Below are 23109 nucleotides of genomic sequence, written 5' to 3'. Positions count from 1 at the left end.
GGCTTGTTCTGACACAAGGCCAAATGGAAGAGCAGATCCCGCTTGCGGAGGATATCTCCTGGCTTCCGGCTTACCCTGCACATCAGGTTCGAGGGGCCGACTTTGCAGAACTACCAGATCGTCTCCGTCGGGTTTCTGGACGTGTGTCGGTTTGCTTGCTCGCTCCGTAACGCAGGCCATCCACCAGCAGTTCGACCATTCTTCGGGCATAGACGGGCTCTTCGTCGTGAGGTCCGCGGCATAGGGTTGCGACTGCTCGCAGCAGATCGTCGGCTTCAATACCCGGGCGAACTTCTCCCGCTGCAACGGCCGCTTCGAGCAAAGTTTTGAGTGCCGGCATGAGGCGTTTATTGAAGTAACCCGGCAGAGCGCTGTAGGCCGGATCGCCTGAGTGGAGCGCTGCTGCAAGCCCTCGCTTGGTAGAGATAAAGTCCACGAAGCGTTGCATCCAGCGAGCCAATGCCTCACCCGGCTCGTACTTACCCGCGAGGATATAGGCCGCATCCGCGCAGGCATCCACGTGGGTCTGAAAGACGGCCTTGATGAGATCCGAGCGCTGCGGGAAGTGACGGTAGACCGTGCCCAGGCCGACGCCTGCCTTCTCCGCAATCTCACGGACTGGTGCGTCTACTCCTGACTTTCGAAAGACCTCCATCGCTGCCTGGAGCAGTGAAGCCATCTTGCGCTGCGCATCGGCACGCATGGGGCGAGGCCTGGCGTCTTCAGGCTTCTGGTCGTGTGTTCGTTCTGTGACTTTTTTTTTCATGGGCGCAGCCTTGCAATCGGAACACTGTTCCGTTTACTATATGGAACATGGTTCCGGTTGTCTTTCAAGCATAGCAGGATGTCAGCAACACACAACATGTCAGCAACACAACGTGTCAGCAAAACAACATGAGGAGAGCAAAATGCAAAACAAACCCGTCGCCCTGGTCACCGGGGCTAATCAAGGAATTGGTCTTCAGATCGCAAAGGATCTCGTGGCCCATGGCTTCACGGTACTGGTCGGGTCGCGCAATCTCGAGCGGGGCGAGGCTGCGGCCAAGGAGGTTGGGCCAGACGCTCGCGCGCTCCAGCTCGACGTGACGGATCAGGCTTCGATCGCCGCGGCGGCAGAGCGCGTCCGAACGGAGCTTGGCCGCCTCGATGTGCTCGTCAACAACGCGGCCATCTCGAATACGAGTAAGCTGCCCGGCCAAACTATCGCGGAGTACGCCAAGTTGACCCGTGCGAGCAACGTGTCTCTGGATGAGGTGCGCGCGGTGTGGGAGACCAACGTGTTCGGCGTGCTCGCCGTGACCCAGGCGCTGCTGCCGCTGCTGCGCGAGGCGCCGGCAGCCCGCATCGTCAACGTGTCGAGCGGCGTGGGCTCGCTGACGGAAAACTCGGATCCGGCTTTCCCCTATCGCTCGATCTTCGGCCCTTGCTACTCTGCGTCCAAGACGGCTCTCAACGCGATGACGCTCGCCATGGCGATCGAGCTGGAGTCGACCGGGATCAAGGTCAACGCCTGTTCCCCGGGCTTCATCAAGACGAACCTGAACAACTATGCAGGCACGGGAACTGTCGAGGAGGGTGCTCGCGAGCCGGTGCGCCTCGCGCTTCTTGGCGCGGATGGCCCGACGGGCACCTTCTCCCGCACAGAAGGTGTGATTCCGTGGTGATGTAGTCGCCAGGCGCATTCCGGCATCGACAAACGCCGGCTCTTACACCAATCGCAAGGAAGAGAGCGTCAGTTCGGGACTGACACTCTCTCCCTTGCGGATACGGATTAATTCCGTGCAGGCCTGTGCGTTTTAGAAATTCAGCTTGAGGGCCAGTTGGATTAAGCGCGGATTGTTGACGGTTGAGGTTACTTTTCCGAAGGAATCGGAGACTTGGCCCTGAGGCGGTGCGGCGAAGTTGATGTCGGCGATTGGCGATCCGTATTGCGGATGATTGAACAGGTTGAAGAATTCAGCGCGGAAGTTCAAGCCCATCTCCCGAGGCAGGCGAAATTGCTTGATGAGTGAGAAGTCCGTGTTGACGAAGTCGGGTCCCGAGACGGGAACACGATTGGCATCGCCGAGCTCGCCAGCAGCCGGGAAGGCGAAGCACTTAGGGTTGATCCATAGGTAGTTGGGGGCACTGTGACTTGTGTGCGTATTGCAGCCGGGAATCTGGTCGGGCCGGTTGTAATTGTTGCCATTGCCACCGGCATTGAAGCCAGCGCCCGACTGGTTGCTGCTGTCAATCAGTGGAACTGGGAACCCTGAGGAGATTCTTTCAATCAGCGTGACCTGCCAGTTGCCGATAAGCGTGTCACCGACAGTACCCATATTGCTTCCGAACGCTTTGCCCTTGCCGAAGGGCAGGTCATAGATGATGCTTGCAGTGAAGCTGTGATTCAGGTTGATCTGCGAGAGGCCCCAGTCGAGGTTTTCCCAGTTGGGCAGAGGGAAGTACGGGGCGCTCAGCAACGAGCCCAGGCCGTCGGTTAGACCATTGTCGTATGTCTTCGAGTAGGTGTAAGCGATCAGCGCGTAAAGACCGTGTTTGGGCGTCTTGGTCTCTGCTTTGATCTGCAGCGAGTTGTAGTGGGTCTTGCCAACGTCGCCAAAAAGCAAGATCGCGTTGAACGGAAGGTTGTACGGAGCGATGTAGGGTGCGCCGCCAGGCAGGCAGCCGAGCGTATAGCTGGATGTTCCGACGCAAGCAGAGGGACTGCTGACGTTGAGGTCATTGCCGCTTACCAGGATGTGGCCGCCGACTGCGCCGGCATAGCCAGCGGTGAGCAGAACATCGCCCGGCAGCTGGCGTTCCACGTTGACGTTATATTGACGAACCCTGCCCGGCTGGAAGTTGCGTGGCTGGTAGTAGAACGTGCCTTCGAAGTTGCCCACAGTCGGCGGCGTGGGCGGAACGGCAAAGCCGGTGGAGAGGTAAAAGGTTCCCGAAGGTGTCTGGCCGTGAGTAGCACAGTATGAAGTTGCAAAGGCGCAGCCTGCGCCGGCGAATTGATCGGTCTCGCCGAGGTTTGGCGGATTTTGCCACAGGCCCTGCGCACCCTGGCTCCAGACCGAGTCGTGATAGATGCCGAAGCCGGCGCGGAGCACCGTCTTGTCACTGCCGGCAACCTTCCATGCGAGGCCAAGGCGGGGTTCGTACGCGCCCCCGAACTGATTGATGCCTGCCGATCGGCTTACTCCGTTCTGGCCGGCGATCTGAAGCTCTCCGGTCGATGGGATGTAGTTGGCCATCCGATTGTGGACCTCGGTGATCGGAGTGGTGATGCCCCAAGCCAGGCCCAGATTGAGGGTCAGCGAGGGGATGATCCGCCAGTCATCTTCGACGAAGGGCCTTATGATCTTCCAGCGGCGGCCGGTGACTGCGCCATCGTAGGTCTGGTCGTGGATGGCGCCTCCGCTAATCCCCATCAGAAGGTCGGCTTCGGGATCGCCGGGCGCATTGACGCACGCGCTCGAGGCGTCCTTTGGGCAGGTGAAGCCGCTGAAGTTTCCGGTGGCACCCGGGAGCAGGAAGCCGGAACTAAAGGCTTCTGTACCCACATTCATCTGATTGGCACGGAGATCGATGCCGACGTGAATATCGTGTTTGCCGCGGATGAGGTCGAGATCGTCTTTGAAGGAGAAGATATTGGTTCCACCCTGGAAGGGAGAGTAGCCGCGATCGCCGAGTGCCCAATATCCGCTGGTGGGCAGGACGGAGACCACACCTTGACTGTAGGCGCCTCCGGCAAGAGGGGTACCGCTGGCCGAGCATCCGAGATCGGCATTGGGAATACCCAGAAGGGCCGATCCACAGCTAGAGTTACCCAGCGAATTGATGTAGTTGAAGATGCGATCGTACCCGAAGGAGGCCTGGTTGAGCGTGGTGGCCGCGAAGACGTGGCTCCAGCCGATGCCGACATTGCGTGCGTGGTTGACCAGGTTTTCATTGCTGCCGAAGGCATTGGCTTCGGCAAGGGTGGGGGCGCCGCCGGGCGCAAAAGAGAACGCTTGGTCGTAGCTGAAGCGGCCAAACAGGTTGTCGTTGGCCGTGAGGGTCTCGTCCAGTCGCACATCGAATTTGGTCTCGTTCAGGATGCGGACAGGCTCGTTGACATAGTTGTAGCCACTGCCGGAGGCGTTGGGCGCAGGATAGATATCGAGCAGGCCCTGGCCGGCGCTGTTGATCAGGTTTTGCGGAATCTTGCTGCAGTTGGTTCCCGGTGCCTGGCTGCCGTCGGGGTTGGCGGTTATCGGATTGCCGGAGGCATCGCATTGGAAGTAAGGGTTGGATGAGCCGAACACATTAGGGTTGGCGATGCCGAGACCTGTGGGTGCGGGTTTACCGAAGGCGTCGGCCGAGAAGTCGCCGTTGCGCATGGCCAGGGAAGGAACCACACCGGTGAAGGTGATTCCCTGACGCTGATACTTCTGCTCGCCATCGACGAAGAAGAACAGTTTGTTGTGGAGGATGGGCCCCCCGATAGAGCCGCCAAACTGGTTCAGATTGAACTTCGGGGTTGTAGTGTCAAAGTCGCCTTTGGCGTCGAAGGCGGTGTTGCGGACGAACTCGAAGAGAGATCCGTGGAAGTTGTTGGTGCCGGATTTTGTGGTGACCAGAACGGTGGGGCCCGCGCGGGAGCCGTATTCCGCGGAATAGCTGTAGGTGAGCACCTTGAATTCCGCGATATCGTCGATGGAAGAAAAGACGCCAATTCCGCCTGCCGTCAGTTCGTTATTGTCGACTCCATCGAGGAGCCAATCGGTGCTGTTGGGCCGGGAGCCGCCGACCGACAGAGAGAAGGACCCGCGCGCGGCCACCTCGCTGTCTGTGCCGGAGGTGAAGAAGCTGTTGGGGTTGGTCTCTGCCGTGGCGCCGGCGGTGAGGGTAGCGAGTTGGACGAAGTCGCGACCGTTCAAGGGAAGCTGCGAGACCTGCTGCGAGGTAATGACCTGGCCGAGAGAAGGGTTATTGGTCTCGGCAGTTACGGCATCACCGGAGACTGTCACTGAAGTGACTACTGTCGCAGTTGCGATGGAAAAATCGAGTTCACGGGCTTGATCAACATCGAGTTTCAGATTCCTGGACTCTGTGCTTTGAAAGCCTTGCATGTCGACGCGCACGGTGTAGGTATCGACAGGGAGTAAAGGAATCAGATAGTGTCCGGCGCTGTCGGTCTTCGTGTCTCGACTGAGGCCGGTTGCCTGAGACGTAGCTTTGACGGTGGCTCCAGGGATGGCCGATCCGGATTTATCGAGGACATTGCCGGAGAAACTTCCAACGGCCTGGCCATGGAGGGCAGGCGGGATCATAAGTGCGAGAACACAGATAACACAGATAACAAGGAAAAGTAGTTTGTGGGATTTCGTATCGGCGGGGCCTGCCACCGATTTCGGACACGTCGCGCCGACCATCGTGAGTTTCATAATTAAACCCTTTCGACAAACTAGGGTGGTTCTTGCATCGACTGCGTTGCGTTGGCTTGGATGAATAGACTGTAAGAATTGGTCAATGGAAAGTCAACGCAAGTTTTGCGGTTTCACAGATTTCGAGGTTTTTCGGGGATTGCGGCGGCTGCAGATGACCGCAGAGTTGGCTGGCTGAGCCGAACTGGCTGGATCCGCTGCATAAAAGCGCACGAAGGATACTATCGACTCGCGGGTTCCGTAAACTAGTCGTAGCGATGCCACTTGAATCTCCCAATATTGTTGCTGAGCCTCCGATCGTGGACAAGTCCAACGGCTTCGCTCCGCTGAAGATTCCTTTGTTTCGGGATCGCTGGATTGCGAGCACGGTCTCTTCGGTAGGGACGTGGATGCAGGATACGGCGGGTACGTGGCTGATGACCTCGCTTACGACGTCGCCGCTGCTGATTGCGCTGATGCAGACCGCGGCGAGTCTGCCGGTGCTGCTGCTGGGGCTGCTGGCTGGGGCTACGGCAGACATCTTCGACCGGCGCAAGCTGCTGATCTTCTGGCAGGCGTGGATGCTGGCTTCGGTAGGCGTGCTGGCGGTGTTGACGTTTGTGGGCTACATCTCGCCCTGGGCTCTGCTGGCGTTTACATTTCTGCTGAATATTGGGTCAGCGATGAACAACCCCGCATGGCAGGCGATTGTGCCGGAGCTGGTGCCTCGTGAACTGATTCCGGATACGGTGTCGCTGAATGCTGCGAGTAATAATCTGGCGCGTGCGGTGGGGCCTGCGCTTGGCGGATTGATGGTTGCAGGGTTTCAGCGGGTTTATACGGGTGCGGGGTCGGTGTTTGCGCTGAATGCGGTGTCGTTTGCGGGCGTGATCTGGGTGCTGGTGAACTGGAAGCGGATTCCGCTGTTCAAGTCGGCGCTGCCGTCGGAGCGTATTGCGGGTTCTATCCGGTCGGGGCTGCGGTATGTGCGATACGCGCCGGATCTGCAGTCTTCGCTGGTGCGCGCGTTTACGTTTACGTTCTTCATCTCGGCGATCTGGTCGCTGCTGGCTGTGGTGGCGAAGCGTGACTTGAAGCAGGGTCCGCTGGGATACGGAATTCTGAACGGCTCGCTTGGGCTGGGAGCGGTGATCGCGGCGACTACGCTTCATCGGGTTCGGCAACGTTTTTCGGCAGACCAGATTCTGGCGACTTCGACGCTGTACAACGTGGTTGTGCTGCTGGTGATGGCGTTTGTTCGCAGCCCTTCGATATTGATCGCGACGCTGATCCTGTCGGGCGCGGCGTGGACGAGCACGATGTCGACGATTAATGTCTCGGTGCAGCTGTCGGTTCCGGCGTGGGTGCAGGCTCGCGCGCTGGGCACCTATATGACGACGTTTCAGGGGGGCATGGCGCTCGGGGCGATTCTGTGGGGATACATTGCGGAACATACTTCTACGACGACCGCGCTGTCTACTGCGGCGTGTGGCTTGTTGATTACGTTTCCATTTGCGCGGCGGTTTCATATCCTTCAGGGTCCGCTGCCTGACCATACGCCTTATCAGGCGAAGCATCCGGCACCGCAACTGGCGCTCGATACGGATCCTACGGACGGGCCGGTGCGGATCTCGGTTGACTACCGCGTGCCGATTGAAAACTATGCGGAGTTCACCACTGCGATTCACCAGCTTCGCGGCGTACGTCTGCGTGATGGGGCGATACGATGGGGCATCTATCGCGATGCGATCGATCCGACGCAGTTGAACGAGACGTTTGTGATGGAGTCGTGGCTGGATTACTTACGTTCGCGCGAACGCATTACCGCGGCGGATGAGGTGATTCGCGCTCGTGTGCGAGCGTTACATCAACATGACGAGCCACCGAAGACGACATACCAGATCTATGCGCGAGAGGTTGCGAATCCTGTGCCGTCGCACTCGCCTGCGAGCGCCATTGAAACGAAGCCGTAATACTGGGCCGAAGGGTTTTCTTTTATCCCTGCAGGTTTTTGCGGTTGTTTGCGAGATGGGAGATGAAGTTCCTAAGAGCCCAGTCCGCAAATCTTTGAAAATAATGGCATGGCGTTTTCGGGAGAGCCGGAAAGGTGTTTGGCCGTCGGCTTGCTACTTACTCTGGCGGGCCCCTTCATTGAAAAACTTTCCTGAGGTCTCACAATGAGGCTAACGCTACGTGTGTTTTGCGCTACATCCTCGTTGGTCGTTGCGTTATTTTTTGCGAAATTCGCTTCTGCCGACACCATCCCTAACCCGCTTCTCGAGATACAGAACAACATATCCTCAGTGCCGCCGCAGATAGGCAGCGGCTCGATAGTAACTTACTCCGTATCAAACGGCTCCGTCAGCCATAACGCTTCCAAGGGATCTCTCGAGACGGAAGATTCTTTCCTTCCGCTCTCTGAGGAAGACTACGATGACGCATTTGTCTTGAAGGCTGCTGCTCCTGCTGCACCCGAGACGCGCAACTTTGTCTTGCTGGGGAGCGGGCTGCTGACCGCTGCGGGCTTTATTCGCCGCAGAAAGGTCGCGGTACAGGCCACCGAATAAACTTCGTTACCAGAACGACCGACGGGCACAGCGGAGATCATGGCTGTGCCCGTGGATTTTTTTAGCATCGATGATGGCGATTTGCCTGGTGATTTAGAGACTGCAGACGCAGATTCCCTTCGGGAATGACAAAGAGAAAAGCGAAATTGACTTCACACTAACTGCAGCGTTGATCAGACTGCGGCGTTGTTAGACTGCGGTGCCGAGTGCCAGGTCGATGAGGGTTTTTTCTTCGATCTCGTGCGCCTTGGCTGAGCCGGTTGCGGGGGTTGCGCTGGCGCTGCGCTTGACGCTGAGGACTGCGCGGTCGCCGGCCATGCGGCGCAGGAGCGGCATGACGTAGGAGAAGGCTCCCATGTTGGCTGGCTCTTCCTGGACCCAGATGATCTCCTGCGCTTCCGGATGTTGGTCGAGCGCGGCCTGGAGCTCCTGCTCGGGCCAGGGGTACATCTGCTCGAGGAAGATGATACCGACACTGAAGTCTTTGCGCTTTGCACGCTCGACGCGGAGGTTGTGTCCTATCTTTCCGCTGCAGACGAGAAGACGGCGGGGATTTTTTACGTCGTTGTCGGGAAGGACGTTCTGAAAGTGTTCAATGGCAAAGTCGGCGAGGGTTGAGGAGGCATCGGGGTGGCGAAGCATGCTCTTCGGGGTGAAGAGAACGAGTGGCTTGCGCCACGGCCGCAATGCCTGCCGGCGCAGGAGATGAAAGTACTGCGCTGCGTTGGAGGGTTGGCAGATCTGGATGTTGTCGTTGGCGGCGAGCTGGAGGTAGCGCTCGATGCGCGCGCTGGAGTGCTCAGGGCCCTGGCCTTCGTAGCCGTGCGGGAGAAGCATGACGAGGCCGGAGAGGAGACCCCACTTGGCTTCGCTGGCGGCGATGAACTGGTCCATGATGATCTGCGCGCCGTTGGCGAAGTCTCCGAACTGCGCCTCCCACAGGACGAGGGCTTCGGGGTAGTCGCGGGAGAAGCCGTACTCGAAGCCTAGGACTGCGGCTTCAGAGAGAAGCGAGTTGTAGACCTCGAACTTACCCTGCTTGTCACTGAGATGGGCGAGGGGGATGTAGCGGACTTCGGTTTCGGTGTCGACCATGACGGCGTGGCGCTGGTTGAAGGTGCCGCGCTGCGAGTCCTGTCCGCTGAGACGGACGGGAACGCCGGCTTCAAGGAGTGACGCGAAGGCGACCAGCTCGGCCATGCCGTAGTCGAAGAGGCGTGAGCCTGCGCCCATCTCCTGGCGCTGCTCGAAGAGCTTCTTCACCTTGGGATGGATGTGGAAGTCTTTGGGGTAAGAGGTGAGCGAGGTGACAAGCTGGTTGATGCGCTCGGCAGGGAGGCCGGTGGAGACGTTGTACTCGGGCTCGCATTCACCGCCTTTGTAGGGGTCCCAGTAGGCGGGAAGCTGGGCCAGGTGCGGCTTGTGGTCGGCCTGGGTCGCGGTCTTTTGATCGTCGAGGAGCTCTTGCTGGATCTTCTGGACTTCGGCGGTGGGGTCGACGCCGATCTGTTTTGCGTAGAGCTGATAGAGTGCGGGGCGATCCTTGATGATGGCGTAGCGGCGGGGCTGGGTGACGGTGGGATCGTCAACTTCGCTGTGCCCGTGTTTGCGATAGCCTACGAGGTCGACCACGATGTCGGAGTGGAAGCGATTGCGATACTCGGCGGCGATGGTAGCGACTCGCACGACCGCGTCCGGATCTTCGGAGTTGACGTGGAAGATTGGGATGGGAAGGCGCTTTGCGATGTCGGTGGCGAAGCGTGAGGAGTTCGACTCTTCGGGGAGGGCGGTGAAGCCGAGGAGGTTGTTGACGATGATGTGGATGGTGCCGCCTACGTTGTATCCGTGCAGGGTGGCCATGTTCAAGGTCTCAGCGAGGATGCCTTGACCTGCGAAGGCGGCGTCGCCGTGAATGATCAGCGGCAGAACCTGGTCGTTGCCGTGTTTGCCGATGCGTTCCTGCTTGGCGCGGGTGCGTCCGAGGACGACGGGATCGACTGCTTCGAGGTGGCTTGGGTTCGAGGCGAGATGGAGCGAGATGGTCTTTCCGTCGGGCGAGTGGTATTCGCCGGTTGCGCCGACGTGATACTTCACATCGCCGCCGCCCATGGTGCTGCGCGGATCGACGTCTTCGAACTTGGTGAAGATCTCGGAGGGAGAACGGCCGATGGTGTTGGTCATCACGTTGAGGCGGCCGCGATGACTCATTGCGATCATGCCCTTGGTGACACCGGTGCCGGCGCTGACGGCGAAGATGCGATCGAGGAACGGGATCAGCGCAGTGATGCCTTCAAGCGAGAAGCGTTTGGTGCCGAGGTAGCGTGATTGAATGACCTGCTCGAAGAGGTCTGCGTGGATAAGCTGCGTGAGGATGAGCGCTTGATCGGGCTTGGCTGGGATCTGTTCGATGCGCTCCTGGAGCCATTGCCGCTGCTCGTTGCTGGGGATGTGCATGAACTCTGCGGCGATGGTTCCGCAGTAGTAGCTGCGCGCTTCTTTCGCGATGTCGCCTTCGGGTGCGGGAGTTGGAAATGGCTCGGGAGGAAGATACTGGCCGAGAGGGTCGAGGGATGCCTGGAGGTAACCCCAGCGGCGGAAGATATCGAAGATTGTCTCTCGTTCGTGTTGTTCCATTGCAGGAGTTGTTGCAGTCAGTGCCTCTGCCTTCGTGGCCATTGCTTCCTCACTTCAAGTCGATTCGCGGGTGATGCGCGTCCTATTTCTATGCTAGACCTTTCGGAGGTTGGGTGCACACTCTTGAGCGGCCTGCGGGGGGCTTTGACCATAAAGTTGCACCTCTCGGTTGTGCTCGTTTTGTGTTGGAAGAGCTGCAGTAAACGCTTCTCCTTCTCGAAGGTTTTGTGGGCCTTTTTTGTAGTGGGTTTGGGGAGGATTGCCGATTATCGGACGGGTCTGGAGGAGCAGAATCGCGAAGGGCCGCTTATAGTGGGAAGTTATGGTGGTTGAGGCTCGCAGGGTTCTGGTTTTGCTCGCTGGGATGGGATTGATGGGTTTGCCGGAGTGGTCTGCTCTGCCTCTTCAGGGTCAGGCTGGCTCAGTCACTCAGCCTTCGGGCGCGGATGCGGCACTACGGCAGCCTGCACCACAGGAGCCAGTACAGAGTGTTGCGCCTTCTGCTGCGGCAACGCCTTCTGATCCAGCATCAGAGAACGTGGCTGGGGAACGTTCGCTGCCTGATGTTGCGGCTTTGATGCATGACGTTGAGACGAATCAGAGAGCCGCGGAGGCGATTGAGAAGGATTATCTGTACCGGTCGCTGGTGACAGAGCAACAGCTGGATTCGCATGGTGGACTAAAGAAGACCGAGACCAGGGAGTTTGAGGTCTTTTGGGAGAATGGGGTGCCGGTGGGCCGGCTGGTCAAGAAAGATGGGAAGGAACTGAGCGCGGAGGAACAAAAGAAAGAGAACGAACGGATTGATAAGGACTCCGAGAAGGCCAAGGAGAGACGACAGAAGGTCGATGAGGAGGGAAAGGAGTCCGATGCGCGAGGGCATGAGTTGATGACGGCCTCGCGGGCGCTGGAGTTGGGGAGCTTTACCAATCCGCGGCGAGTGCAGCTGAATGGCAGGGATACGATTGTGGCGGACTATGCGGGTGACCCGAAGGCAAAGACGCGGACAAAATTCGAAGAGGTGGTTCGGGACATGATGGGCACGGTTTGGGTGGATGAACAGGACCGTGTGCTGGTGAAGGCGGAGGGACACTTCGTCAATAACTTCAAGATTGGCGGAGGGCTGGTGGCGAATATTCAGAAAGGGACCAGCTTCGGCATGGAGCAGAGAAAGGTGAATGGCGAGGTGTGGTTGCCGGCGAGATTTGAAGGACAAGGGTCTGCACGAGCCTTGCTGTTTCTGGGTTTCAACGGCCGCGTGGAGGCGGTGGAGTCGGACTATCGGAAGTTCAAGGCAACTTCGAAGATTGTGCCGGTGGAGAGCCCGGGTACTCCGGCGTCGGTGCCGAAGTGATCTTCAGGTTTTGGCGGGGTCGGTGCGTGATTTGCCTAAAAGATGGTCGATGCCGACGAGAAGAAGTCCCAGAATCCAGAAGCCCAGCAACAGGAGAGCGGTGTTGAGGAGTGCGCGTGGATAGCCAAGGATGGTGACGTCGGCAAAATGATAGGGGTAGAAGCCGGTGAGTGCTCCGCGAAGGATGCAATAGGCAACGTAAAGGAGAGGATAGACGAGCCAGAGAAGGGGTAGGTTCCAGCGCAGGGTGCCTTTGGGAACGAAGAAGAACCAATAGAGGACATATAGGACCGGCGTCACATCGTGTAGGGCCGTGTCCAGGACTGCATTGAGACCGGTTGGACTCCAAATCGCGCGAAGCAGGAGCGTGTAAATAAGCCCCACAACGAAGATATAGAGCGCGACAGCCGACTGCGTGGAGGGACGGGTAAGGAGAGAGTCAGCGTCCCCGCGAAGAAAGCATGCGGTCGTTACCATGGCGACCAGTAGGTTTGTGAGGATCGTGAAGTAGCTGAGTGTGTTGACGACCCCGAGGATTAGGGAGCGGCCATCGGCGACCGTTCCTTTTGCCGCTGAAACGATCTGTATGAGGACGGCAAGCCACGCGATGACGGCTATGAGGATGAGGGAGGCCTGTTTGAGTGTTCCCGTCTTCGCCATCGCGCCACAACGATAGCAGAAAGGGGAAGGAGATCTTTAATTTTTCAGAAAAGCATGGGTCAAAAACGCGCAAAGGAATAGCCGAGGCCATCCCTTCCGCAAAACTTGGTTGTTGCTGTAGTCGTAGTGCTAAAGATTAGAGAGGCTGAACGTCAGACGCCTGCCAACCCTTGGGTCCCTTTACCACGTTGAACTGTACAGCCTGGCCCTCTTGAAGGCTCTTGAAACCGTTCGAATTGATCGCCGAGTAGTGTACGAATACATCCTCGCCGTTCTGACGGCTGATAAAGCCAAACCCCTTGGCATCGTTAAACCACTTCACTGTTCCCTGTTCCATATCCGTTATTTCCTTATTGCTGTTGAATTTGCCGCTAGATCCAAATCGGGGTTCGTACAGTACGAGCTTTGCAGAAAACCAATCTGTTTCAAACGATGTGTGAAGGTTAGCACAGTTGCCAAGTTTTTTTTACATATTCTCCTAAATAGTTACATTTGCACTATTTGTAGTGCAAAATATGTGAATTTTCCAGTCTAAATGAGGATATTGGGGTTCAGCGGATTCGACAAACGTTGGTCCACAATGCTAGTTATCACGCAGGGTCATGCTTTGAGGTGGGTTCGAACGATCTCTTCGGCCTGCTGGAGCACCTCAGCGAGGGTCATTGAGGTGGAGTCGAGGATGACGGCGTCGGTGGCGGGCCTGAGGGGTGATTCGGCCCGATTGCGGTCGCGGTAGTCGCGGTCTTTCAGCTCGCGAAGGACAGCCTCCTCATTAACACGCTGCTGTTCGGCGGTGACGGGATCAGGAGATTGACGGCCGTTTTGGCTGTCGGTGGGCTCGGCAGAGTTCGATGTGGGAGCGGCCTGGCGGTAGCGGCGATTGCCGCGAACTTCGGGGGCAGCGTCGAGGAAGATCTTGACTTCGGCGTCGGGAAAGACGGCGGTGCCAATGTCGCGGCCTTCCATGACAACTCCGCCAGCCTGGCCGAGCAGGCGCTGCTGGTGGACCATCCAGGCGCGAAGTTGCGGGTGGACGGAGACTTTAGAGGCGGCGTTGGTGACGTCGGTCTCGCGAATGCGGCGAGAGACATCCCGACCGTCGAGCAGGACGCGGTTGCCTTCGAGTTGCGGCTCGAGGGTGATGCGGGTGTGGGCGGCGAGGTCCATGAGGGGCGCCTCTTCATCGAAGTCGTAGTCGTTGTCGATGGCTTTAAGGGCGAGCGCGCGGTACATGGCACCCGTTTCGAGATTGAGGAACCCGAAGCGGCGGGCGAGATGGGCGGCGAGGGTGCTTTTGCCGGCGCCGGCGGGCCCGTCGATGGCGATGACGGGGCGCTGGCGCTTGTTGGTTTCAGGCGGCGTTGCGGGTGCGGAGTCCTCGTGCGGCTGCGTCATCCGGCTTATTCCCCTTCCTCACGTTTGAACTTACGGGCGGGAGGCCGATTGCCAAAGGGCTTCTTGTTGCCCTTGAACTTATCGAAGGTGCTGGCGGGTTTGCCGATTCCGGCGGCGGATTTGCTATAGGACTTCTTGCCGGCAAAGCTGCCAGACGCCGATTTCCCGGCGAAGCTGCCGCTGGATTTGGTATATGGCTTCTTGGCTCCGAAGCTGCTGCCGGTTTTGCTGTAGGGCTTTTTCTCGCCGAAGCCTCCGCTGGGTTTGCCTTCGAAGTCGCCCTTGGGACGCGGGGTGCGGGGGGCGTCGAACTTGCGGAAGGGGGGACCGTCGGGACGTGAGGCGCGGCCCTCTGTGCGGCGGGGACGGGCTTCGGAATCACGGGTGGCTGGGGTGTCACGAGAGAAGTTCTTGCGCGGGGCGAAGCCGTTGGTGCGGTCGCCGCCGTCGAAGCTGCGTTGCGGGCGGGCGGAGAAGCTGCCTGGCTTGCGTGGGCCACCGAAGCTGGGCTTGGCTCCGAAACTCGGCTTGTCGCCGTAGGTACGGCGTGGAGGACGAGCGTCACCGGAGTCTGCGTCAGGACGGGGGGCGAAGTCGCGGCGCGGGGGGCGAGTGTCGCCGTAGTCGCGACGGGGCGGGCGGGAGTCGCTGCTATCGCGACCGAAGCTTGGCTTGCCGGCGAAGCCTTCGCGCTTGCGGCCGAAGGTGCCTGGCTTAGAGAAGGTCTTGCGGGGACGGTCGCCTTCGCCTGCTGAGGCATCGTTGTAGGGGCGCGGAGTGTATTCGCGGCGGGGTGGTCGGCTGTCGGTGGAGTCTGCGCTGCGGCGGTAGGTGGGGCGGTCGCCGCTCGCGGAGGGTCGATCACTGTCATAGCGGGGCTTGCTGCCGAAGGATGGCTTGCTGCCAAAACTGGGGCGGCTGCCGAACGACGGCTTCGACCCAAAGGCTGGCTTCGATCCAAATGACGGCTTTGAGCCGAAGGATGGTTTCGAACCGAAGGAGGGTCGCTTCCCTGCCCGGTCGGAGCTGGGCTTGCGGTCGTAGGTGCGAGGAGCGCGGGGAGCTGCGACGCTATCGCCTTCATCAGAGACTTCTGAGGAGGACTTTGCTGCTGCGAGGCGGTCGGCCTTCTCTTCTTCCCAGGGCTTGGTGAAGCTGGGGCGGTCGGAACGGTTGGATTCGCGGGTGAAGGGCCGGCGCTCGCGCGGGGAAGGCGACGATTCCGAACTGCGACCAGGTTTGGTTACAAATCCGGTGCCGACCTTGCGGGGCTTGGGGATGAACTTCTTGATCCGGCCAGTCTCCTCGACGGATTCGGTGCCGTCGCCTTCAGTGGTGGCGGCGATGGAGTCGACGTCGTCCGGTGTGGGGGCGGCGATTGCGAGGAAGGCGGGAAGTTCGCCGGTGACGTGGAGGACGGTGCGGCCTTCTACTGCGATGGTCTCCAGTTGACGTGCTGAGATGAGAGCGTGGACGATGTCGCGGATGCGCGAACGGGCGGCGATGGGCGAGAGGAAGGTTTCGATGTCCTCTTCAGAGGCTACGATGGCCTGGCCGAGGTAGAGAGAGATGAGGGCCGAGAGGGCGGTGGGCTGTCCAGCGTTAGCTCCGGCTTTGATCTGCTTGGTGAAGCGGGTGGTGGTGAGCTCCCAGAGGGTGGCGGCTCCGTCTGGCTGCGGGACGGGGATGACGCGGAGGTGCTGCCAGAGCTCGGTGAGGGAGCGGAGGACGGCGGTCTCGGTGACCTCTTTGCCGAGCTGGGTGGTGAGGTCGTAGGAGCTCATGCCGGTGGCGTGATCTTTTGCACGCTCGCTAAGGAGGGTGTAGGTGTTGAGGGCAAGCGGAGAGACCTTGGTGGCTCCGCTGGTGGTGGGTGGCTGCTTCCAGGCTTTGTCTCCGCGCAGGGTGAAGATGTAGGGGAAGGCGAGCGGGGAGACGATGAAGTCGGGGGTCTCGCTGCCGGTGCCGGTGGGCGAACCGAGGAGATTGAGGGGAATGGCGCCGCCGTCAATGATGAGTCGGGAGAGGATGCTGCGGGACTGGTCCGTGTCGGCGAGGGTGGGAGCTGCGTTGGGGGTGCCGAGGATGGCTTCGACGAAGGATGGCGCGGGCGCGGGGAGCTGTGCGGCGCGAGGCGTGAAGAAGACCAGGCCTGAGGCGTTGAGCCAGTCTCGGAGCATGTTGATGGTGAGGATGGGATCGGTGTTTTGATGCCAATGCGCGAGGCGGGCGGCGGCGAGCTGGTCGGCCGTGGGAGTGCTTGGGTTCGGCTGGCTTTTCAAGGGGGTGTTGCCTTCCTGCTGGGCGGAGCGGGGCTCGCGCTACAACATATCCTTAGCCTGGGCTAAAAGGATGACACTAAAAGATTGGATTCGAGCGATGAGCGGCTAGATGCGCTGAGATGCTTTTTGTATGTCCTTCTAAGAATACCGCAAAGCGAGAGTGTTCCGTGAAAGGGTGAGGAATTGGTAGTGGGTCAAATTGAAATCCGGGTAGCCAAGTTACCTGTAAATCCTGTTTCAGGGAATCAGGTTGCTACTGCCCAGAAGCCGACTTGTCGTTACAAACTCGTCCTTTATGAGGCGTCTGCCGTCGTTGCGATTCCCTCGGGGGTGGACCGGATCTCGATCCAACTGAAGTCTGTCGTCATTTGCTCTCATCCGATTCGAGATTGTTCAGCAATCTGAAAGAGAGTTCAGGGAAAGCTCTACCGAGAAATTGAGGCAGACGCGAGAGGCCTACTACGATCTCGGTTTCATTCTTCAACAGTCGCCGATGGATAAATCTTGCCGCATGCTCCGCACTCATCTTGGAGCCCTTGTAGTGCGAAGCCATTTGAGTATCCACTGCCGGTGGCATCACTTCTACAACTCGAATGCCTGTATCCCGTAGCTGATATCGAAGTGCTTTGGTCATTACATGCGAAGCAGTTTTTGTCGCTGAGTACGGTGCGGTTCTTGCGCTGGGAACGAAGACATAGCCCGTTGTTACGTTTACGACCACCGCGCTCGGTTGAGCCTGAAGTCGGGGAAGCAAATTGCTGTGAGGGACAGCGGGCCAAAGAAGTTTGTCGCAATCTCGTTTTGCAGTTGGAGTAGATACGCCGGATCGGTCAAATCACAGACTTTCAACGTTCCGGCGTTGTTGATGAGCACATTCAGATTGGGAAGCTCTGCATCCATCGTCTCCCGCAACCGCTGTCGATCGTCTTCCTTGCTTATGTCGGCGACGATTGTTCGGAGTTGTGGAACTGAGTGGTTTGCTGCTTCCAACCGATCACGATCACGTCCGCAAATGGCAACCTGATTGCCGTCTGCGACGAATAGCTTTGCGAGCTCCAGGCCTATGCCTGTCGCTCCGCCTGTTATCAGAATCTGATTCCCGCCTCGGAGCATTAGCGTCCACCTCCTGTGTGGAGTAGCCCGTTGGGAGCACCTGCCGCCAGATCGTTGATCGCCTGGCGCATTCCATCGTCAATCTGCTTGCGGAACAAGAATCGATACACCCACGCGGCCGGACCATTCACTGTAATGCCGTGCGTGATGTGTGTGACGTTGTCCTGAACAGAGACGACGTGTGTCGCTTCCAATGTGGCTAACGGTAGCCGAGACGTCTCGGTGTAGGACTTGTTGACGGTAACTTGCGTCAAAGTCCAATGCATGACTGGCCCCGAATACGGAATGTTTTCCCCTTGCGTGTTAACCTCGAACGGCCCGTGCGCTATCACCTGCTTGACGAGATGATCCCATTGGGGAACGTCCGGGGTATCTATATACCAGGCCCATATCTGTTGCGGGCTTGCGCTACTCACCGTGCTCGCCGTTACCGTCCATGAGGGAACGATTAGGTATCCAACAACGCCAACTGCGGCGAGAAATCCCGCAAACAAAAGAAAACCCTTCACAACTTGTTTCCACTTCACCAGAGGCCGTCCTTTCAGAATCCTATAAAGCGAGGATACCCTCGCATTTTGTTAAAGTAGAGGAATCACTCGCATTTCGTCAACTCAAGCGAACGCGCGAGAATAAGAAATGGTGATGCAGAAGAGAGCGAACAAGCCAAACGCGACATTACGAGCTCGTCCCCAGCAGAAGCGCGGCGAGTTGAGGGTCGACCTGATTCTGGATGCTGTCGAGAAGATCTTGATCGACGAGGGCATATCCGGCTTGACACTCACTGCCGTCGCAAGCCGCTCAGGCTCTGCGGTTGGTTCAATGTATCGCTTCTTCTCCAATAGGGAGCAGATCATTGAAGCCCTTGTAGTGCGATTGCGGACTTCGCTCGAAAGAGACTGGGCCGAGCAGATGAGGACGAAACCCTACAGCGTCGATACGGAGGCATTCGTCCAGTGGTATACGACAAATTTTCGCCTGCTGGTCGAGCGGCACCCGGTGTTTCCAGCAGTTGTGCGTCACTTGAGCGAACACTGTCAGCCCCTTGAACAATTGGCGATGCAGCCTTTGGAAGAGTTTCTTTCGGTGAATGCCCCCGCTATGCCCCAAACCAAGAGAGCCGTTGCATGCAGACTGATGCTCGCGATGGCAACAGACTCGTTGCAGATGTGCGGGAAGCTGGGGGCAATACCTCAGAAGTACATATGGGAAGGCCTCCGGATTGCTCTGTCTCTGCTCCTGAGGGGTTATATCTCGCAGAATCAGTCTTCATAGTTTCCCAATCGATCTCGCGGATTCGAAGCAGCCCAATGCACCCACTAAAAGGGATTGCATCGGCTTGGAGAGTTCCTCCCCATAAACGCCATTTTGTATAGTAACGACTAATGATTCCCGCAAAGCTCCCTTTTCGGCAAACAGTCGTTTACCAAAGTGACCCACTATCAAGGAATCCAAGATTCTGTGTGGCGTAAGAAAGCAGTCTTATCCGCACCTTGCTTTCTCTGGCGGATAAGACGGCTGGGATGACTTGGTTAGGGGATTGGCTGGCCGGCTGCTGTCATCTGTTGGAGTTGTTGGCGGTCGTAGTCTTTGACGCCGTCGGGAAGTGGGGCGTAGTTGAGTGTGGCCGCGGCGGCTTGGCCGTCGGTGATGACGTACTGGACGAAGTTTCTGAGGGCCGTTCGCTTTACAACGTCGGGGCCATCCTTCGGGATGATGAGGAAGGTGAGGGTGGAGATTGGATAGGCGTCAGGTGCGGAGGCGGGGGCGTTGACGATGGGGGTGCGCGGGTCTTTCGAGAGCTGATCGGTGAAGGCTGCTATGGCGGCGGTGGTGCTGGAGGTGTCCGGCGGGATGTATTTGCCAGCGAGATTCTTGATGGAGGCTACGGGTAGCTTGTTCTGCTGGGCGAAGGTGAGTTCGACGTATCCGATGGCTCCGGGCGTTTGACGGACCTGGCCGGTAACGCCCTCGCTTCCCTTTCCGCCCATGCCGACGGGCCAGTTGACGGAGTTGCCCTGGCCGACCTTCTGCTGCCACTCCGGACTGACGGCGGAGAGGTAGGTGGTGAAGGCGTTGGTGGTGCCGCTGCCATCGGTGCGGTGGGCGACGAGGATCTTGGTGTTGGGCAGAGCGACGCCGGGGTTGTCTTTGGCCAGGATGGGATCGTGCCAGGTGGTGATCTTGCCGAGGAAGATGCCGGCGATGGCGTCGGAGGAGAGCTGGATGGGTTTGTTGAGGCCGGGGAGAGAGTAGGTGATACAGACGGGTCCGGCGGACTCCGGGATTTGAAGCATCGGCTTCATGCCATTGAGCTGATCGTCGTTGAGCGCGGCGTCGGAGGCGCCGAAGTCGACGGTGCCGTTTTTCACTTGCTGAACGCCGCCGCCGGAGCCGATGGATTGGTAGTTGATGCGGACGTTGGAGTGGGCGCCGGAGAAAGAGGACGTCCAACGGGACATGACGGGGTAGACGAAGGTGCTTCCTGCACCGTTGAGTTCGACGCTCTGGGCTTCGCTGCCGCCGGAGCTTGATTTGCAGCCCGCAAGGGAGACGAAGAGAGCGGAGGCAAAACAGACGATGTACGCTGACCGGAAATAAATGCGGGAGTTATCGATGAATTTGCGCAATGGTCTCTCCAGTGGAACGAAGATTGATACAAGTTGGTTGCAGAGTCATGGAGAGATGGTTGCCGCCGTGCGACATATTCGCGGATTCTTCACAGAGTCAGATGCGCTGGAAGGCCTTCGAAATGTCCTTGTAGGAGTACCGCAGAGCGATGGGTCTGCCGTGGGGGCAGGCTGTGGGGTGCTCGGTCTTTCCCAGCGCGTCGAGCAGCCATTCGATCTTTGAGTGTTCGAGGGGCTGATTGATCTTGATTGCGGCGTGGCAGGCGATGGAGGCTGCGATACGGCGACGGCGGGCCTCGGAGTTCTCGGTCTGGCGATTGCGGTCGGGGATGGCAAGGACTTCTTCGAGGAGGTGCTCAAGCTCGCGGCCCTCGAGACCGATGGGTGCGGCCTTGACTGTAAGAGTCCTGGGGCCGAAAGGCTCGGCTTCGAAGCCGTTGCGCTCCAGTTCTTCGGCGATCTCGGCGAAGGTGATCATCTGCGCGGGGAGGAGGTCGATGAGCAGAGGCATGAGCAGGCGCTGGCGCTGGATCTGTTCGGTGTCGCGCTCGCGGAGAACTTTTTCGAAGAGGATGCGCTCATGAGCTACATGCTGGTCGATGATCCAGAGACCCTCTTCGTTGGTGGCGAGGATGAAGGAGTCGCGGAGTTGACTGAGCGGCTTGAGGGTAGAGAGCGCAGTGAGCGTGTCGGCTTGCTGGGGTGAGGCTGCGTCGTAGATGGATTCGGTGTCGGTGGATTCGTAACCGATGGGGATCGAGTGTCCCGAAAAGGCGAAGCGGCCGGGAGAGGGTGGCACTATGGGAGCAGCAAGGTGGAAGGTGGGGGACTTTATGGTTTCAGCTGAAGTAGGACTGTCCCATTGCGCGGTCTGGGAGTAATTCGAAGACTCGGAGCCATTCGAAAAATAGAGGGCACCTTCCCCTTCGACGCTCAGCGGTATCGCGTCCCCTTCTTCGAAGGTGGATGGGGGATACGTGGGGTCGAAGACTGGCTGAGGAATAGCATCGCCGCCACCTGGAGGGCCGGGGAGCGGGCTTACGTCGATAAGGAGAGAGCTTGAGATCCCTTGCGGGCCATTCTGGAGCGCTGTGGCAAAACTGGCGGCGGGACGGGCCTGGATGAGCGTGGTTCGGATGGTGTCGCGGACGAAGTCGTGCACGAAGCTGGGCTGGCGGAAGCGGACCTCGGTCTTGGCTGGATGGACGTTGACGTCGACCTCTTGCGGCGGCATCTCGAGATAGAGCAGGACGACCGGATAGGAGGTGGGCGGAAGGATGTTGCGGTAGGCCTCGGAGAGCGCGTGGAGGATGAGCTTGTCGCGGATGAGGCGCTGGTTGACGAAGACGTAGATGGAGTTGCGGTTGAGCTTTTGCAGTTCGGGCTTGGAGACGAAGCCGGTCATGCGGAGGAAGCCGGGATCCGGTGCGACGTAGTCTTCTTCGCGCTTCCAGGGCGGGAGCTCGGGGAGGCCGGCGCGGGTGAAGTCGAGTTCGGCGGTGGTGGGGAGCATATAGTTGCTGGTGTCTTTGCCGAAGATCTGGAAGAGGCGTTCGGCAGCGTTGGCGACAGCTGGGGCGACCAGGAGAGCCTGGGTGGAGGAGTGGAGCTCGATGTGTTTTGTAGGGTGGACGAGGGCGTAGTGGGTGACGAGGGCGGCGATGTGAGAGAGCTCGGTCTGCTCGGACTTGAGGAATTTTCGGCGGGCGGGGGTGTTGAAGAAGAGGTCGCGGAGGGTGATGGTGGTGCCAACGGGAAGGCCAGCGTCTTCAACACGGAGTATATTGCCGCCTGCGATCTCGACCAGGGTGCCTGAGGACTCTTCGGCGACGCGGGTCTCGAGTTGGAGGCGGGAGACGCTGGCGATCGAGGGCAGGGCTTCTCCACGAAAGCCCAGGGTGGAGATGGAGAGGAGGTCATCGGCGCTGCGGAGCTTTGAGGTGGCGTGGCGCTCAAAGGCGAGGAGGGCGTCGTCGCGGACCATGCCGTGACCGTTGTCGGTGATGCGGATGAGCTTGCGGCCGCCGGCTTCGACCTCAATTCGGATGCGGGTAGCGTGCGCGTCGAGAGAGTTTTCCAGGAGCTCTTTGACGACGGAGGCCGGTCGTTCGACGACTTCGCCGGCGGCGATTTGATTGGCCACGAGATCGGAGAGAATGCGGATTCGGCCCATAGCTCGATTGTAAGGGGAACAGTCTTGAGATGTTGTTGAGGCGTATCGAAGGTGTCTCTTGGACGTCCGATCAGGTAAAAAATTCCGAAGCGAGTGGTGAAACCGTGACCACTTTTGAGCCTAATGAACTTCTATCAAGAGATAGAGGGTATTGTCATCTCCTTACTTGAGAATTTTATTTCCACTTTACACGGCAAAAATTTGCACATAATCGAAATGACACTCTTACCTTTGCGCTCAAAAGACCAGCTTTTACGGGCTTTTCGGTGGCCTCTGAAGTGGCTATCAGAATGCTAACTAATGGTTTGGAAGCGCCTTCCTTTCGGCCTTTATGGAGTGTTATGAGACTTAGAACTGTTGGACTTTGCATCCTTGCCCTGGCTGTTGCTTGCGCGTCAGCAGCTCACGCAGACACGTTCTCCTTCAACTTCACCGGCTCAGCTTTCAATGGATCGGGGACCATCACGGCGTCCGCAAGCGGCAGCGGCGTCTACACCATCACCAACATATCGGGAACCGTTGATAATCAGGCCATCAGCAAACTGCTCAGCGTCAACGCCTTTGATAACAACGACAACCTGCTCTACAGCCCTGGTTTCCTGTTTGGAGCCTATAACTTCGATACCCAAGGGGTCTCGTTTCAGCTTGGGAGTGGGGGAGACAGGGTCAACATTGGACAGGGTGGCTTCCTCAATTTATTTGAAGTCGCCGACCTGGATCCTTCGAAGAGCAGTTGGGATGTCACTGAATACATCAACATCGACGTAGAAAAGATCGCATCCACCTCTCCGGTTCCTGAGCCGGGTACGCTTGCCCTTCTGGGCACGGGGATCCTGGGAGTAGCTGGTCTCATGCGTCGCCGTCTTACGGCCTAAGCCTTGTACAGACGAACAAAAGCCACCGTATGGCAG

16 protein-coding genes and 1 pseudogene are annotated in these 23109 nt (G+C 58.6%); 6 read left to right on the top strand and 11 right to left on the bottom strand.

Features of this window, described 5'->3' with window-relative positions; all coding sequences use genetic code 11:
* Positions 1-82: 82 nt before the first annotated feature.
* Complete coding sequence (locus HDF08_RS04615; RefSeq protein ID WP_179637399.1) at positions 83-766, bottom strand: TetR/AcrR family transcriptional regulator; 684 nt, start codon at positions 764-766, stop codon at positions 83-85.
* A 142-nt stretch (positions 767-908) separates the two neighbouring features.
* On the opposite strand from HDF08_RS04615, the gene HDF08_RS04610 reads away from it, so the two are divergent.
* A complete protein-coding gene (locus HDF08_RS04610) occupies positions 909-1664 on the top strand; it encodes an SDR family oxidoreductase (RefSeq protein WP_179637398.1) in 756 nt (251 codons plus the stop codon).
* A gap of 132 nt (positions 1665-1796) precedes the next feature.
* Here the strand turns inward: HDF08_RS04610 and HDF08_RS04605 are convergent, their stop codons facing one another.
* Positions 1797-5414, bottom strand: a complete 3618-nt coding sequence (locus HDF08_RS04605; protein ID WP_179637397.1) for a TonB-dependent receptor — start codon at positions 5412-5414, stop codon at positions 1797-1799.
* A 257-nt stretch (positions 5415-5671) separates the two neighbouring features.
* Here HDF08_RS04605 and HDF08_RS04600 point away from each other — a divergent pair, with 257 nt between their 5' ends.
* A complete protein-coding gene (locus HDF08_RS04600) occupies positions 5672-7366 on the top strand; it encodes an MFS transporter (protein WP_179637396.1) in 1695 nt (564 codons plus the stop codon).
* Between the two features lie 204 nt (positions 7367-7570).
* Complete coding sequence (locus HDF08_RS04595) at positions 7571-7960, top strand: hypothetical protein (RefSeq protein WP_179637395.1); 390 nt, start codon at positions 7571-7573, stop codon at positions 7958-7960.
* A 189-nt stretch (positions 7961-8149) separates the two neighbouring features.
* Here HDF08_RS04595 and HDF08_RS04590 read toward each other — a convergent pair whose 3' ends face one another.
* Entirely contained in the window at positions 8150-10636 is a 2487-nt protein-coding gene (locus HDF08_RS04590) for a 2-oxoglutarate dehydrogenase E1 component (RefSeq protein WP_179637394.1), read from the bottom strand.
* A 280-nt stretch (positions 10637-10916) separates the two neighbouring features.
* On the opposite strand from HDF08_RS04590, the gene HDF08_RS04585 reads away from it, so the two are divergent.
* On the top strand, positions 10917-11948 hold the full coding sequence (locus tag HDF08_RS04585; RefSeq protein WP_179637393.1) for a hypothetical protein: 1032 nt from the start codon (positions 10917-10919) through the stop codon (positions 11946-11948).
* Between the two features lie 3 nt (positions 11949-11951).
* Here HDF08_RS04585 and HDF08_RS04580 read toward each other — a convergent pair whose 3' ends face one another.
* The 6 genes and pseudogenes from HDF08_RS04580 to HDF08_RS04550 form a co-directional block, all read right to left on the bottom strand.
* On the bottom strand, positions 11952-12608 hold the full coding sequence (locus HDF08_RS04580) for a Pr6Pr family membrane protein (RefSeq protein ID WP_179637392.1): 657 nt from the start codon (positions 12606-12608) through the stop codon (positions 11952-11954).
* 136 nt (positions 12609-12744) lie between these two features.
* Positions 12745-12945, bottom strand: a complete 201-nt coding sequence (locus HDF08_RS04575; protein WP_013581125.1) for a cold-shock protein — start codon at positions 12943-12945, stop codon at positions 12745-12747.
* A gap of 263 nt (positions 12946-13208) precedes the next feature.
* Positions 13209-14003: a (d)CMP kinase gene (cmk, locus tag HDF08_RS04570; protein WP_179637391.1), complete on the bottom strand. Its 795-nt coding sequence runs from the start codon at positions 14001-14003 to the stop codon at positions 13209-13211.
* Between the two features lie 5 nt (positions 14004-14008).
* Positions 14009-16285: a chromosomal replication initiator protein DnaA gene (locus HDF08_RS04565; RefSeq protein WP_179637390.1), complete on the bottom strand. Its 2277-nt coding sequence runs from the start codon at positions 16283-16285 to the stop codon at positions 14009-14011.
* 525 nt (positions 16286-16810) lie between these two features.
* Positions 16811-17398, bottom strand: a pseudogene (locus HDF08_RS04555) (SDR family NAD(P)-dependent oxidoreductase); the annotation flags it as partial.
* On the bottom strand, positions 17398-17907 hold the full coding sequence (locus HDF08_RS04550; protein ID WP_179637387.1) for an SRPBCC family protein: 510 nt from the start codon (positions 17905-17907) through the stop codon (positions 17398-17400). The pseudogene HDF08_RS04555 and the gene HDF08_RS04550, both read right to left, overlap by 1 nt.
* A gap of 133 nt (positions 17908-18040) precedes the next feature.
* Here HDF08_RS04550 and HDF08_RS04545 point away from each other — a divergent pair, with 133 nt between their 5' ends.
* A complete protein-coding gene (locus HDF08_RS04545) occupies positions 18041-18670 on the top strand; it encodes a TetR/AcrR family transcriptional regulator (RefSeq protein ID WP_179637386.1) in 630 nt (209 codons plus the stop codon).
* A gap of 257 nt (positions 18671-18927) precedes the next feature.
* Here HDF08_RS04545 and pstS read toward each other — a convergent pair whose 3' ends face one another.
* Together pstS and mutL are read right to left on the bottom strand one after the other, a co-directional pair.
* Positions 18928-20025, bottom strand: coding sequence for a phosphate ABC transporter substrate-binding protein PstS (gene pstS / locus HDF08_RS04540; protein ID WP_179637385.1), 1098 nt, complete (start codon positions 20023-20025; stop codon positions 18928-18930).
* 97 nt (positions 20026-20122) lie between these two features.
* Positions 20123-22198 (bottom strand): DNA mismatch repair endonuclease MutL, encoded by a 2076-nt coding sequence (mutL, locus tag HDF08_RS04535; protein ID WP_179637384.1) that lies wholly within the window; start codon positions 22196-22198, stop codon positions 20123-20125.
* 341 nt (positions 22199-22539) lie between these two features.
* Between mutL and HDF08_RS04530 the strand changes: the two genes are divergently transcribed.
* A complete protein-coding gene (locus HDF08_RS04530; RefSeq protein ID WP_179637383.1) occupies positions 22540-23073 on the top strand; it encodes a PEP-CTERM sorting domain-containing protein in 534 nt (177 codons plus the stop codon).
* The last annotated feature ends 36 nt before the right edge of the window (positions 23074-23109 follow it).

The organism is Tunturiibacter empetritectus (assembly GCF_013410875.1).
In the GTDB taxonomy this organism is placed as follows: Bacteria; Acidobacteriota; Terriglobia; order Terriglobales; family Acidobacteriaceae; genus Edaphobacter; species Edaphobacter empetritectus.
Note: the sequence above shows the minus strand (reverse complement) of the source record. Positions and strands in the feature narration are given on the sequence as shown.

Coding starts and splice junctions, on each gene's coding strand:
- HDF08_RS04615 (WP_179637399.1), bottom strand. CDS start 766: ATGAAAAAAAAAGTCACAGAACGAACACACGACCAGAAGCCTGAAGAC.
- HDF08_RS04610 (WP_179637398.1), top strand. CDS start 909: ATGCAAAACAAACCCGTCGCCCTGGTCACCGGGGCTAATCAAGGAATT.
- HDF08_RS04605 (WP_179637397.1), bottom strand. CDS start 5,414: ATGAAACTCACGATGGTCGGCGCGACGTGTCCGAAATCGGTGGCAGGC.
- HDF08_RS04600 (WP_179637396.1), top strand. CDS start 5,672: ATGCCACTTGAATCTCCCAATATTGTTGCTGAGCCTCCGATCGTGGAC.
- HDF08_RS04595 (WP_179637395.1), top strand. CDS start 7,571: ATGAGGCTAACGCTACGTGTGTTTTGCGCTACATCCTCGTTGGTCGTT.
- HDF08_RS04590 (WP_179637394.1), bottom strand. CDS start 10,636: ATGGCCACGAAGGCAGAGGCACTGACTGCAACAACTCCTGCAATGGAA.
- HDF08_RS04585 (WP_179637393.1), top strand. CDS start 10,917: ATGGTGGTTGAGGCTCGCAGGGTTCTGGTTTTGCTCGCTGGGATGGGA.
- HDF08_RS04580 (WP_179637392.1), bottom strand. CDS start 12,608: ATGGCGAAGACGGGAACACTCAAACAGGCCTCCCTCATCCTCATAGCC.
- HDF08_RS04575 (WP_013581125.1), bottom strand. CDS start 12,945: ATGGAACAGGGAACAGTGAAGTGGTTTAACGATGCCAAGGGGTTTGGC.
- cmk (WP_179637391.1), bottom strand. CDS start 14,003: ATGACGCAGCCGCACGAGGACTCCGCACCCGCAACGCCGCCTGAAACC.
- HDF08_RS04545 (WP_179637386.1), top strand. CDS start 18,041: ATGCAGAAGAGAGCGAACAAGCCAAACGCGACATTACGAGCTCGTCCC.
- mutL (WP_179637384.1), bottom strand. CDS start 22,198: ATGGGCCGAATCCGCATTCTCTCCGATCTCGTGGCCAATCAAATCGCC.
- HDF08_RS04530 (WP_179637383.1), top strand. CDS start 22,540: ATGAGACTTAGAACTGTTGGACTTTGCATCCTTGCCCTGGCTGTTGCT.